This window comes from Microbacterium sp. MMO-113, assembly GCF_037148555.1.
Classification (GTDB): domain Bacteria; phylum Actinomycetota; class Actinomycetes; order Actinomycetales; family Microbacteriaceae; genus Microbacterium.
Map to the genome: position 1 here is coordinate 1,170,910 of NZ_JBBCTD010000001.1, position 12,795 is coordinate 1,183,704.

A 12,795-nucleotide genomic window follows, 5' to 3' on the forward strand; every position below is an offset into this window, starting at 1 on the left:
ATCCGGCGGCCGAATACGACCAATCGCGCGATTCGAAAGAGGGTCAGGTGGCGGCGAGCCCGTCGATCACGCGCGCGAGACCGAACTCCCACGCCGTTCGCGCGTCGTAGGGCCCACCCATGGCTTCCCCGGCAGCCTGGCCCACCGATCGAGCGAGCGGCATCTCGTCGCCCAGGTAGGTCGCCAGGCGCGGTGCCGCCTCCGCCCACGATGCCGCGAACGACTCCGCACCCTCCTCATCGCGCATGCGTGCTGCCGCGGAGAGGGTGAAATCCAGCACGAAGGTCAGCGCCGCGTCGCGCTCCACAGCACCGAGACCGAGGCCGTCGAAGGCGTGGAGCTCCCGGTCGTACTTGGCGATGGTGCCAGGGCCGAGCGCGACCCGCGGATCGTGGATGTCGATGAGCCACGGGTGGGTCCGGAGGAGACGCAGGTTGTCCTCGGCGATCGCCCGGACCGCCGCACGCCACCCGGAGTCCTGCACAGGCGCGACGAGCATCCTGGTGTGCATCGCGTCCGCCATCAGGACGAGCAGGTCGGCGCGGCTGTTGACGTGGGTGTAGATCGACATCGGCGTCAGGTCGAGGCTCTGCGCGAGAGACCGGATCGTCACCGCGCCGAGCCCGTCGGCGTCAGCCAACGCGACGGCGCGGTCGACGACGTCATCGGCCGAGTGTCGCGCCTTCGGCCCGCGCTGCGACGCCGGCGGAGCAACGGGGCTGTGCCGCCAGAGCAGATCGACGAGGTTCTTGGCCATCGGGAATAGCCTAGACCGCTCGCGCCTTAACCCTATACGCTGTACAGACTTTCAGAATGGAGAACCGTGATCATCACGCAGACCGCCCTCTCGCTCAACGTCCCCGACGTCGCCGCCTCCGCCGCTTTCGCCACGACCCACTTCGGGTTCGAGGAGGCGATGTCCGCGGAGGGCTTCGTCTCGTTGCAGCATCCAGGGCCGGTGCCCAACGTCATCTTCCTCAAGACGGGACTGTCGACGTTCCGCCCGGAGGAGATCGCCGGATCCGCAGGTCAGGGCACCCTGATCGTCTTCGTCGTCGACGAGATCGAGGAGGAGTTCGCCCGCATCGCCGCTGCGGGCGCTCGCGTGGTGACCGCTCCCGAGACCGAGCCCTGGGGTGAGCGGTACTGCCAGTTCGCCGACCCTAACGGCCTCATCTGGCAGCTGGTGCAATGGATGGACTGATCCCCCACTTCGAATCGCGCGATTGGTCGCATCGGGCGGCCGAATACGACAAATCGCGCGATTCGAAAGAGGGTCAGACGGCGGCCAGCTCCTGCTGACGGCTGCGGATCGAACGGTTCACACCGGACACGATCGCCTTGAGCGATGCGGTCGAGATGTCGCCGTCGATGCCGACGCCCCACAGGCGCTGGTCGCCCACCTGCAGCTCGACGTACGCGGCGGCCTGCGCGTCGCCACCGGCGCTGAGAGCGTGCTCGACGTAGTCGTAGACCGTGATGTCGAAGCCCTGGCCCCGGAGTACCTCCACGAACGCGGCGACCGGACCGTTGCCGTTGCCCGACACGGAGACCTCCTGGTCCTCGTCCCGCAGCACGACGTCGAGCACGACGTCACCGGACATGTCGCTCCGGGTCTGCGTGGCGAGCAGCTCGAACCGGCCCCACTTCGCCTCGGTGTCGACGGCCGGCAGGTACTCGTCGGTGAAGATCGACCAGATCTGCTCGCTGGTGACCTCGCCACCCTCGGCATCCGTCTTGGCCTGCACGACCCCGGAGAACTCGATCTGGAGCTTGCGCGGCAGGTCGATCGCGTGGTCGGACTTGAGCAGGTACGCGACGCCGCCCTTGCCCGACTGGGAGTTCACGCGGATGACGGCCTCGTAGGAGCGACCGAGGTCCTTCGGGTCGACGGGCAGATACGGCACGGCCCATTCGATCTCGTCGACCGTCACGCCCTGTGCCTCGGCCTTGGCGGCCATGGCCTCGAAGCCTTTCTTGATGGCGTCCTGGTGCGAGCCGCTGAACGCCGTGAAGACGAGGTCCCCGGCCCACGGGCTGCGCTCGGGCACAGGCAGCTGGTTGCAGTACTCGACCGTGCGCTTGACCTGGTCGATGTCGCTGAAGTCGATCTGCGGGTCGATGCCCTGCGTGAACATGTTGATGCCCAGCGCGACGAGATCGACGTTGCCCGTGCGCTCCCCGTTGCCGAACAGGCACCCTTCGATGCGGTCGGCTCCGGCCATGTACCCCAGCTCGGCCGCGGCGATCGCGGTCCCGCGGTCGTTGTGCGGGTGCAGCGACAGGATCACGTTCTCCCGGTGGGCGAGGTTGCGGCTCATCCACTCGATCGAGTCGGCGTAGACGTTCGGCGTCGCCATCTCGACCGTGGCTGGGAGGTTGATGATGACCTTGCGGTCGGGGGTCGGCTCGAAGACCTCGATGACCTGGTTGCAGACGTCGACCGCGAACTCCAGCTCGGTGCCGGTGTAGCTCTCCGGGGAGTACTCGTAGTACACCTGCGTGTCCGGGATCGTCTTCTCGAACCGACGGCACAGCCGAGCGCCCTCGAGCGCGATGTCGATGATGCCCTGCTTGTCGGTGCGGAACACGACCTCGCGCTGCAGCACGCTCGTGGAGTTGTACAGGTGCACGATGGCCTGCTTGGCACCGGCGATGGCCTCGTAGGTGCGCGCGATCAGATGCTCGCGTGCCTGCGTCAGGACCTGGATCGTGACGTCATCCGGGATGAGGTTCTCCTCGATCAGCTGACGCACGAAGTCGAAGTCGGTCTGACTTGCCGAGGGGAAGCCGACCTCGATCTCCTTGTACCCCATGCTCACGAGCAGCTCGAACATGACGCGCTTGCGCTCGGGGGACATCGGGTCGATCAGGGCCTGGTTGCCGTCGCGGAGGTCGACCGCACACCAGCGCGGGGCCTCGGTGATGCGGGCGTCGGGCCAGGTGCGATCGGGCAGGTGGACGGTGATCTGCTCGTGGAAGGGCCGGTACTTGTGGATCGGCATTGCGGACGGGCGCTGAGTGTTCTGCATGATGGGCTACTTCTCTTCGTCGAAATGGACGGGCCAACACAAGCGCCGCGACGAGGAAGGCCCTAGTGTCAGGACTCGTCGCGGCAGCTAAGAAGAAGCAGACCGCCGAAAGGCATGTGGTCATGCTAGCAGGGAAGCCGCAGCCGTTTCGACGTCTGAGACGATGCGTGCCCGCGCGACACTGGTCGGTATGAGCATCCTCCGCGACCGCCCTGTCACTGCCGTCGGCGTCGCGACGGCAGTGCTGGTGCTGCTGGCCGGCTGTGCCACTGCGCCGGGAGCGTCCGCTCCGCCGACAAGCACGACCGTCCCCTCGGACATGCTCCTGGAGGAGGCGGAACCCGCACCACCGAAGGGGCGCGTCGTCGCCACAGGAACCGTGCTCGACGAGTCCGGGGACGTGTGGCTGTGTCTCGGCGCGATCCGCGAGTCGTATCCGCCGCAGTGCGACGGCGTCCCGCTCGACGACTGGAGCTGGGATGGCCTGGACGGCCGCGAGGCGTCCGGCGAGACGCGGTGGGGGGCCTACGCGGTGACCGGCACCTGGGACGGCGAGCGATTCACGGTGACCGATCCCCCGTCGCTCCTCGCCCTCTACGATCCGATGGTTCCGGAGGATCCGACGGCCGGCGTCGACGGCACGAGCTCGGCGGACGAGCTGAATCGGGTGCAGAACGACATCGCCGGACGCCTCGGCGCGGACGCGCTCGCCCTGTCGACGGACCGCGGCTACGTGTGGCTCCAGGTCGTCTGGGACGACGGGACGCTGCAGGACGCGGTCGATGCCGAGTACGGCGAGGACGTGGTCGTCGTCACGTCTGCGCTCCGCGAGATCGACTAGGCGTCGGTGACCAGGGCGAGCTTGCCGCCCGGGTGACCGGTGGCGAGGAGCCGATGGGCCTCGGGCGCCTCGGCGAGCGGGAACGTGCGTGCGAGCGGCACCACCAGGTCACCGTTCTGCGCCAGGGCGATGAGCTCGCTGCGCACCTCGTCGCGGAACCGGGCGCTGTCGGGCATCGACCCCGCGATCGCGAGGAACCCGTCGGCCGACGCTCGCGCGACGTTCGCGATCGTGACGATCCGGCGGCGATCGGACACCAGGGCGAGGGACACGTCGACGGCCTCGTCCGTGCCCACCGCGTCCAGAGCCGCCGCGATCGGCCCGTCGGCCAGCGCGCGCACCCGATCAGCGAGTCCGGAGCCGTAGGCCACCGGGATCCCACCGAAACGGCGGACCTCGCCGAAGCGTTCGGGGCTGGCGGTGCCGATGACCCGGACCTCCCGGAGCCGCGCCTGCTGAAGCACGCTGACACCCACCGCGCCGGACGCCCCATGCAGCAGGACCGTCTCCCCCGGCGTCGCCCCGGTGACGGCGAGCATCTCCGCGGCCGTCGTGCCGACGAGCAGGAGGTTGGCCGCTTCCGGGTGGGTGAGCGTGGACGGCTTCGCGAACACCTTCGCCGCGGGCACCGTGACCTCGGTCGCGTAACCGCCCCGCACGCGGAACGCCACGACCTCATCGCCGACCTCGGCCTCACCGGAACCGATGCGGGTCGCGGGGCCGATCGCCGCGAGCTCACCCGAGACCTCGTAGCCGATGGGCACCGGGAACTCGATCCCCGGCCGGGCGGCGGCGACATGCTTCGCGTCGGCCGGATTCACCCCCGCGGCCCGGACCCGGATCGTGACCTCGCCCCGGCGCGGCGGCGCGGGCACGTACTCCTCGAAAGCCCACGACTCGGGAGATCCCGCCGCCTCCGCCACCCAGTGCCTCGCCATGGTCAGCCGTCCTGCCGTCAGAGGAAGCAGCGGATGTTGGTCGCCGAGCCGGAGACGTTGCTCCACGCATTGGCGGAGACCGTCGCCAGGACTGTGCTCCCGTTCCGGACCTGCATGTAACCGGAGGTGCGGGCGTTCGCCGCCGACTTCGTCGCGAAGGAGGACGGGATCGCGATGGTCGTACAGCTCCCCCAGCTCAGCATGGCGCCGACGCGATTGAGCTCCCGGTACGCGCAGATCCGACCGGTCGCACAGTTCCCGACCGCTCGCGCCATCGTGCGGACGGTCGCCATGTTCGAGGTGTACTCCATGTCGAGCTTCGGCCATACGGCGCTGCCGGCGTCGATCACCACGCCACCGGGCACCTCGTCGAGGATGCGCACCATCAGCGGGTCGAGCGGCGGCTCCTCAGCCGTGGCCGCGACGACAGGGCCGCCTGCTCCGGTCAGGACCAGGGCCAGTCCGACCACGACGGCGATGCGCAGCCGCGTCATCGCAGCATCTCCTCGTCGATGTCCCACATCCGGTAGTCGACGATCGCCCCCGCGGGGAACACCCCGTCGTCCTTGAGCACAGTCCGTTCGAGACCCACGATGCGGCCGGTGTCGAGCGATACGAGCACGTCGTCACGGACGACGCCGTCGGCAGAGACCACACGGATACCGGAGACCGGGCGGCCGAGACGATCGTTCGTCGTCCCCAGAGCCTCCGCGCCCCCGGATTCCTCGATCAAGGCCAGCAGCTCGACGTGCTGCGCGTTCGTGAGCGTCCACTGCCCGAAGACGGAGGTGATCGCCGTCACCACCTCGAACGCGGTCGGCTGCTCAGGCATGTCGAAGGCGACCAGCAATGCCCGGACGTCCTCAGCGGAATCGCCCGGGACAGCGACGACGGGAGTGACGAACTCACCCGGAGCGAGGACGACACGGGATGCCACCTCGCCCGTGCTCTTCACCTCGGCCTGCCCGTTCGCCACCGCATCCGTCGGAGCGTACGGCTCACCGTTGATGGCGACGGCCTCTCCCGAGAGGTCCTCCTCCCAGGTGAAGGTCGCGAACTGCGGCACGACCTCGGCCCGTTCGGTGTCGACCTCGACGTTGTACGACCAGAAGGCCGTGCGTGTCGAGCGCTCCGGTTCCGCTGGTGGACTGAAGACCGCGAGATCCGCCTCCGCCGCGGCCACCGTGTCACCCAGCGAACCGGCATCCTCGAACACGAGCGGAGACGGCGCTCCCGCCACGGCGGCTCCCTGCGGGAGGAGGACGCCGATCGCCACAGCGGCGGACGCGGCGACAGCCGTCAGCCCTGCCGCCCAGCCGATCGTCCGTGCTCGCCGGCGTCGCGGGGCACCCGCGGACCGGATGATGCGGTCGCGCGCGGCGATGGCGCGCGCGTCCGGAGGAGCATCACGCGGGGTGCGCGCGGGATCGGCCTCCACGAGCACACGCTCAAGCAGGGCATTGTCAGACATCACGCACTCCCCGTCCCCTCCAGTCCCAGCGTGGCGCGCAGCCGTTCTTCGGCCCGCGCCAGCGTCTTCCGCACCCGGGACTCGGAAGCACGCAGCAGTTCCGCAATCTCCCCCACCGCGAGTCCATCCCAGTACGTGAGCATGATGATACGCCGTTGCCCCGGCGTGAGGACACCCAAAGCTCTGAGCACCTCGCTGCGCCCGAACCCGCCAAGGCTCTCCGGGTCGCCGGAGAGCCCCGAATGCACCGCGTCGATCGCCCCGTGCACGACGGAGGAGCGACGAGCCCGCGCGCGGAGGTGACGGTCGGTCTGACGGAGCAGCCAGACCTTCCCCGGCGGACGGGTGGGGCGCAGCCGCGACCACGCGTCGAGGAAGACCTCCGACACGATCTCGCTGACTTCGTCGTCATCCGGGACGACGCCCTCGATGTGATGGCGCACCGTCGCCCAGTGCTCATCGAACACTCGTGTGAAGACCTCGTTCCGCAGCGAGCTCGGGTCTTCGCCGCGGCCGATCATGTCGGTGGGGTCGGCGGTCGGCCCGCCGCCTCCGACGTCCTGCAGTCCGGCATGTCAGAACCCGAGCCGCCCGAGCTGCTTGGGGTCGCGCTGCCACTCCTTCGCGACCTTGACGTGGAGCCCGAGGAACACGTGGGTCCCGAGAAGGTCCTCGATGCCGGCGCGGGCGCGCGCTCCCACGTCGCGGAGACGCTTGCCCTTGTGGCCGATGATGATCGCCTTCTGGCTGTCCCGCTCGACGACGATCGAGGCATGAACGTCGGTGAGGTCGCTGTCCTCGCGCGGGGCGATGTCGTCGACGACGACGGCGATCGAGTGCGGGAGCTCGTCGCGCACGCCGTCGAGTGCGGCCTCGCGGATGATCTCGGCGATGCGGTCCTCGGTCGACTCGTCCGTGGTGACGCCCTCGGGGTACAGCGCGGGCCCCTCCGGCATGAGCTGCAGGATCTCGTCCGCGAGCACCTCGAGCTGGTCGCGCGTCAGCGCCGACAGCGGGATCACCGCGGCCCAGTCCTCCCGGAGGGAGTCCACCTCCATCAGCCGCTCGGTGATCTCGTCGCGCCCCGCGGCATCGGTCTTCGTGACGATCGCGATCTTCTGCGCGCGCGGGTAGCCGTCGAGCGACGCGGCGATGCGCCGATCGCCCGGACCGACCTTCTCGGTCGCGGGCACGCAGAAGCCGATCACGTCGACGTCACCCAGGACCTGCTCCACGAGGTCGTTCAGCCGTTCGCCCAGGAGCGTGCGCGGCTTGTGGATGCCGGGGGTGTCGACGATGACGAGCTGTCCGTCGGGGCGGTTGAGGATGCCGCGGATCGCCCGGCGGGTGGTCTGCGGCTTCTCGCTCGTGATGGCGATCTTGTCGCCCACCAGCGCATTCGTCAGGGTGGACTTTCCGACGTTCGGTCGGCCGACGAAGGTCACGAACCCGCTCCGGGTGTCCTCAGTCATCGCGTCGCTCTCCTTCTTCCTGCGCCTCGTCGGCTTCTGCCGCCCTCTCGACGAACACCGTCGCGATCCCTCGGCCGCGCCCTCGCGAGGCGCCACCCGTGAGGACCAGGCCGTCCACGACCGCGGTCGCGCCGGGCTGCGGGACCTGTCCGAGCGCCTTCCCGAGCAGCCCGCCGATCGAGTCGACGTCTTCATCCTCGAGCTCGAGGCCGAACAGATCGCCCACATCCTCCAGCGACAGCCGCGAGCTGACGCGGTAGCGTCCGGCACCGAGATCCACGAACTCCGCGGATACCTGATCGTACTCGTCCGAGATCTCCCCGACGAGCTCCTCGATCAGGTCCTCCAGCGTCACGAGCCCCGAGATGCCGCCGTGCTCGTCGATCACCAGGCACACATGCACGGCATCGCGCTTCATCTGCTGCAGCAGGGTCTCGGCGCGCATCGACTCGGGGACGAACGTGGCCGGTCGTGCGATCGGGCGGATGGACGCCGCACGCCAGGCACTGTCGTCGCGGTACGCGAACTGCACGAGATCCTTGAGGTACAGCACCCCGACGACGTCGTCGGCCTCGTCGTCGACCACGGGCATGCGGGACACGCCGCGATGCAGGAAGAGCGACATGGCCTCGTCGGTCGTCGCCTCCGCACCCACGGTGACCATCTCCGTGCGCGGCACCATCACCGCGCGGACGAACTGGTCCGTGAAGTCGAACACCGAGTGGATGAGGTCGCGGTCGTCCTCCTCGATGAGGTCGTTGGACGCGGCCTCGTCGACCATGCTCAGCAGCTGATCCTCGCTGGAGAATGAGCTGCGTCCGGTACCCGGCGTCACCCGGTTTCCGAGGACGACGAGTCCCTGGGCGATCGGCCCGAGGATGATGCGCAGCCCGCGGACGACGTTCGCGCTGCCCCGGATCATGCTCTCGGCATGCTGATGCCCGAACGTGCGCGGACTCGCCCCGACGAGGACGAAGGTGATGCCGGTCATCAGGATGGCCGCGGCGAGCATGGCCCACCAGATGCTCTCGAACATGATCGTGAACGCGACCGTCACCAGCACGGCGGCCGTCACCTCCGCGAGGACGCGGATGAAGGCGACGGCGTTGACGTGCGCGTCGAGATCGGCGGCGATCCGTTCCAGCGCCTTCGCGCGGCGGCCCTCCGTGGCCATGTCGGCCAGACCGGCGCGGGAGGTGACGCTGTACGCCGCGTCGATCGCGGCCATGAGGCCACCGAACGCCACCAGCAGGACGGCGGCGACGAGCAGCAGCAGCTCCGTCATCGCCGACGACGCTCGGACGCGGCGAAGCCCTGGATGAGCTGCTTCTGCAGCCCGAACATCTCCCGCTCCTCGTCCGGCTCGGCGTGGTCGAACCCGAGCAGGTGCAGCAGTCCGTGCGTCGTGAGCAGGATGAGCTCGTCCATGAGGGTGTGGCCGGCGGCCTGGGCCTGTGTCTCCGCGACCTGCGGGCAGAGGACGATGTCGCCGAGCAGCCCTGGGGGCGTCGGCCGGTCCTCGGTGCCGGGGCGGAGCTCGTCCATGGGGAAGCTCAGGACGTCGGTCGGGCCCGGCTCATCCATCCACTGCACGTGCAGCGCCTCCATGGCACCCTCGTCGACGAGCACGATGGCCACCTCGGCGTCCGCGCTGACGTGCAACTGCGCGAGGTTGAAGTCGGTCAGCCGCTGCAGCACGGTCTCGTCGACGTCGATCGCCGACTCGTTGTTGATCTCGATCATGAGAGCCCTCGTTTCGGCATGCGGTCGCGTGGTCCTGGTCGCTGGGCGCCGCGGCGCTCGGCACGATTGGCGAACTCGTGCGCCTGCTCGCGCTCAGCCCGCTGCGCCACGCGCCGCTCGTCGTACTCGCTGTAGGCGTCCACGATGCGCCCCACCAGGGAGTGCCGGACCACGTCGTCACTGGTGAGACGGGAGAAGTGGATGTCGTCGATGCCGTCGAGCACCCGGGTGACCAGACGGAGGCCGGAAGCGCCCTGCGGGAGGTCGACCTGCGTGATGTCGCCGGTCACGACCATCTTCGTGCCGAACCCGAGACGCGTGAGGAACATCTTCATCTGTTCGGGCGTGGTGTTCTGGGCCTCGTCGAGCACGACGAAGGAATCGTTGAGCGTGCGCCCGCGCATGTAGGCGAGCGGGGCGACCTCGATGGTGCCGGTCGCCATCAGGCGCGGCACGATCTCCGGATCCATCATCTCGTTCAGTGCGTCGTAGAGCGGCCGCAGGTACGGGTCGATCTTGTCGGTGAGCGTTCCGGGGAGGAACCCGAGGCGCTCCCCTGCCTCGACCGCCGGACGGGTGAGGATGATGCGGGTGACCTCCTTGCGCTGCAGCGCCTGGACGGCCTTCGCCATCGCCAGGTAGGTCTTGCCCGTTCCGGCCGGACCGATGCCGAACACGATCGTGTTCTCCTCGATCGCGTCGACGTACTCCTTCTGACCGAGGGTCTTCGGCCGGATCACCTTGCCGCGCGTGGAGAGGATCGCCTCGCCCAGCACCTCACTGGGCCGCGGGCCGCCATCCTGACGCAGCATGCGCGCCGAGCTCGACACGTCGCTCGGGGCGAGGTCGTGCCCGGCCTTCGTCATCGTGAGGAGCTCGTCGACGAGGTTCTTCGCCTTGGCGACGGCCTCGCGCTCGCCCGTGAGCGTGATCTCGTTGCCGCGGACGAGCACCTGCACGTCGCGGTGCTCGCGCTCCAGCATCCGCAGCAGCCGGTCCTGCGGACCGAGCAGCTGCACCATCGCGACGCCGTCGGCATAGAGCCGTTCGGTGACGTTTTCCTGATCGTCAGAAGCCAACGAGCTTGTTCTCCTCGAGGTTGCCGAGCACATGGGCGTGCACGTGGAACACGGACTGCGCGACGCTCGCGCCGTTGTTGAAGATGAGGCGGTACTCGCCGTTCGCGTGCTCGTCGGCGATGCGCTTCGCCGCGGCGACCATCTCGGCCAGCAGTGCGGGATCCCCGGCCGCGAGTGCGGTGACGTCGCGGTACTCCTCGGTCTTGGGAATGACGAGCACATGGAGCGGCGCCTGCGGATCGATGTCGCGGATCGCGAAGACGCGGCCCGTGTCGAGCAGGATCTCCCCCGGGATGTCCCCGGTGAGGATGCGCGTGAAGATCGAGGGTTCGCTCATGCTCTCAGCTTACTGGGGGACCGCGTGGCGCGGCCGGTCACCACCGGCCGAGGGCGGCCGACAGCACGGCGATCGCCGCGGGACCCGCGGTCGACGTGCGCAGCACGGTGTCGCCGAGGAGAACGCGCTCGGCGCCCGCGGCCGTGAGCTTCTCGAGCTCCTCCGGAGCGATCCCGCCTTCCGGCCCCACCACGAGCACGAGGTCGCGGCCATCGGGGACGAGCGCGGAGAGCCGGGCGGGAGCGGTCGGGTCGAGCAGCAGCACACGTTGCGTCGCTGCGCGGGCCGCGAGCTGCGCGGTCGACTCCGGGGCGGCCACCTCCGGCACCCAGGCCCGGTGCGCCTGCTTGGCTGCCTCGCGGACGATCGTCGCCCAGCGCTCGCGCCCCTTCACGGCTTTCGGTCCCTCCCAGCGGGACACGCTGCGCCCCGCCTGCCAGGGCACGATCTCGTCGACGCCGAGCTCGCACGCGGCCTGCACGGCGAGTTCGTCGCGGTCGCCCTTCGCCAGCGCCTGTACGAGCACGAGGCGCGGACTCGCGGGCTCGTGCTCGACGCGCTCGGTGATCCGGACGTCGACGCGCGACGGCGACACCTCTTCGGCGACGCCCGTCAGCCAGACGCCCCGGCCATCGCCGACGGTGAGGGCCTCACCGACGCGGAGCCGCCGGACGACGGCCGCATGCTTCGCCTCGGCCCCGGTGAGCGACACGAGACCGCCCACCGCGGCGTCGCCCGCGGATTCGACGAGGAAGTGCAGCGCCACGATCAGTGGGTGCGGAACCGGTCGCGGAGCTTGGAGAACAGGCCCTGCTGGAACTGCGCGAGCTGCGGGCCCGGCGCCTTGTTCTTCTTGGCGAAGTCCTCGATGAGCTTGCGCTGCGCGGAGTCGAGCTTGGTGGGGGTGACCACCTGCACGCCGACGCGGAGGTCGCCGCGCTGGGTGCCGCGCAGCGGCGTGATGCCCCGCCCCTTGATGGTCAGCACGTCGCCGGACTGCACGCCCGCGCGGATCTCCAGGTCGACCTCCCCGTCGAGTCCTTCGATCGAGGTCTCGGTGCCGAGGATGGCGTCGGTCATGGACACCTCGAGCGTGGCGAGCAGGTCGTCGCCGTCACGGCTGAACGCGGGGTGCGGGTTGACCGTCACCTCGACGTAGAGATCACCGTTCGGGCCGCCCGCGCGGCCGACCTCGCCGGAGCCGGGGAGCTGCAGCCGCAGGCCGGTCTCGACGCCCGCCGGGATGTCGAGGGAGACCGTACGACGCGACCGGACCCGTCCCTGCCCGCCGCAGGTGCCGCAGGGGTACGGGATGGTCGTGCCGTAGCCCTCGCACGTGCCGCACGGCTGGGAGGTGACGACGTTGCCGAGGAGGCTCCGCACCTGACGCTGCACGTGACCGGTGCCCCCGCAGATGTCGCAGGTGACCGGCGAGGTGCCCTCCTGACAGCAGGAGCCCTGGCAGGTCTCGCAGAGCACGGCCGTGTCGACCTCGATGTCGCGGTGCGCGCCGAAGACGACGTCGCCGAGGTCGAGGGTGACCCGGACGAGCGCGTCCTGCCCGCGCTCACGCCTCGACCGCGGGCGGGCGCCGCGACCGCCACCCTGGGACGCGCCGAAGAACGTCTCGAAGATGTCGCCGAAGCCGCCGAAGCCGCCGAAGTTGTTCGCGCCGTCGCCGCCGCCAATGTCGTAGCGGCGGCGTGACTCCTCGTCGCTGAGCACGTCGTAGGCGTGCGTGACGAGCTTGAACTTCTCTGCGGCCTCCTCACCCGGGTTCACGTCCGGGTGGAGCTGCCGTGCCAGGCGCCGATACGCCTTCTTGATCTCATCGGTGGAAGCGTCCCGGGACACCCCGAGAACCTCGTAGTGGTCCGCCACA

At 69.5% G+C, this 12,795-nt stretch carries 15 protein-coding genes; 2 read left to right on the top strand and 13 right to left on the bottom strand.

The annotated features are described in order from the left end of the window. Positions 1–43 precede the first annotated feature (43 nt). The gene (locus tag WFJ36_RS05820; RefSeq protein WP_071329504.1) at positions 44–757 is read right to left on the bottom strand and encodes a TetR/AcrR family transcriptional regulator C-terminal domain-containing protein; all 714 of its coding nucleotides are present in this window, start codon (positions 755–757) and stop codon (positions 44–46) included. Positions 758–823: 66 nt separating this feature from the next. On the opposite strand from WFJ36_RS05820, the gene WFJ36_RS05825 reads away from it, so the two are divergent. Continuing rightward, positions 824–1,204, top strand: a complete 381-nt coding sequence (locus tag WFJ36_RS05825; protein WP_336642864.1) for a VOC family protein — start codon at positions 824–826, stop codon at positions 1,202–1,204. Between the two features lie 73 nt (positions 1,205–1,277). Here the strand turns inward: WFJ36_RS05825 and leuA are convergent, their stop codons facing one another. Continuing rightward, on the bottom strand, positions 1,278–3,032 hold the full coding sequence (leuA, locus tag WFJ36_RS05830; RefSeq protein ID WP_336642865.1) for a 2-isopropylmalate synthase: 1,755 nt from the start codon (positions 3,030–3,032) through the stop codon (positions 1,278–1,280). A 190-nt stretch (positions 3,033–3,222) separates the two neighbouring features. Between leuA and WFJ36_RS05835 the strand changes: the two genes are divergently transcribed. After that, complete coding sequence (locus WFJ36_RS05835; RefSeq protein WP_336642866.1) at positions 3,223–3,873, top strand: hypothetical protein; 651 nt, start codon at positions 3,223–3,225, stop codon at positions 3,871–3,873. On the opposite strand, the gene WFJ36_RS05840 is transcribed toward WFJ36_RS05835, so the two are convergent. The 11 genes from WFJ36_RS05840 to dnaJ are packed head-to-tail and all read right to left on the bottom strand — an operon-like array spanning position 3,870 to position 12,794. Further along, positions 3,870–4,811, bottom strand: a complete 942-nt coding sequence (locus tag WFJ36_RS05840; protein WP_336642867.1) for a quinone oxidoreductase family protein — start codon at positions 4,809–4,811, stop codon at positions 3,870–3,872. The genes WFJ36_RS05835 and WFJ36_RS05840 overlap by 4 nt on opposite strands. 17 nt (positions 4,812–4,828) lie before the next feature. Then, the gene (locus WFJ36_RS05845) at positions 4,829–5,305 is read right to left on the bottom strand and encodes a hypothetical protein (protein ID WP_336642868.1); all 477 of its coding nucleotides are present in this window, start codon (positions 5,303–5,305) and stop codon (positions 4,829–4,831) included. Then, positions 5,302–6,282 (bottom strand): hypothetical protein, encoded by a 981-nt coding sequence (locus tag WFJ36_RS05850; RefSeq protein WP_336642869.1) that lies wholly within the window; start codon positions 6,280–6,282, stop codon positions 5,302–5,304. Before WFJ36_RS05850 ends, WFJ36_RS05845 begins: the two co-directional genes overlap by 4 nt. Further along, the gene (locus WFJ36_RS05855) at positions 6,282–6,803 is read right to left on the bottom strand and encodes an RNA polymerase sigma factor (RefSeq protein WP_071329510.1); all 522 of its coding nucleotides are present in this window, start codon (positions 6,801–6,803) and stop codon (positions 6,282–6,284) included. The genes WFJ36_RS05850 and WFJ36_RS05855 overlap by 1 nt, the downstream gene beginning before the upstream one ends. A 54-nt stretch (positions 6,804–6,857) precedes the next feature. Beyond that, positions 6,858–7,754, bottom strand: a complete 897-nt coding sequence (era, locus tag WFJ36_RS05860) for a GTPase Era (RefSeq protein WP_336642870.1) — start codon at positions 7,752–7,754, stop codon at positions 6,858–6,860. Further along, positions 7,747–9,039 carry a hemolysin family protein gene (locus tag WFJ36_RS05865; RefSeq protein WP_071329512.1) on the bottom strand — a complete coding sequence of 431 codons (1,293 nt, stop codon included), beginning with the start codon at positions 9,037–9,039 and terminating at the stop codon, positions 7,747–7,749. The genes era and WFJ36_RS05865 overlap by 8 nt, the downstream gene beginning before the upstream one ends. After that, positions 9,036–9,497 (bottom strand): rRNA maturation RNase YbeY, encoded by a 462-nt coding sequence (gene ybeY / locus WFJ36_RS05870; protein ID WP_025103688.1) that lies wholly within the window; start codon positions 9,495–9,497, stop codon positions 9,036–9,038. Before ybeY ends, WFJ36_RS05865 begins: the two co-directional genes overlap by 4 nt. Next, positions 9,494–10,519: a PhoH family protein gene (locus WFJ36_RS05875; protein ID WP_240743087.1), complete on the bottom strand. Its 1,026-nt coding sequence runs from the start codon at positions 10,517–10,519 to the stop codon at positions 9,494–9,496. The genes ybeY and WFJ36_RS05875 overlap by 4 nt, the downstream gene beginning before the upstream one ends. 46 nt (positions 10,520–10,565) lie before the next feature. Further along, complete coding sequence (locus tag WFJ36_RS05880; protein WP_071329514.1) at positions 10,566–10,913, bottom strand: HIT domain-containing protein; 348 nt, start codon at positions 10,911–10,913, stop codon at positions 10,566–10,568. A 37-nt stretch (positions 10,914–10,950) separates the two neighbouring features. Then, a complete protein-coding gene (locus tag WFJ36_RS05885; protein ID WP_071329515.1) occupies positions 10,951–11,679 on the bottom strand; it encodes a 16S rRNA (uracil(1498)-N(3))-methyltransferase in 729 nt (242 codons plus the stop codon). 2 nt (positions 11,680–11,681) lie between these two features. Further along, positions 11,682–12,794, bottom strand: a complete 1,113-nt coding sequence (dnaJ, locus tag WFJ36_RS05890) for a molecular chaperone DnaJ (protein ID WP_336642871.1) — start codon at positions 12,792–12,794, stop codon at positions 11,682–11,684. Position 12,795 lies beyond the last annotated feature (1 nt).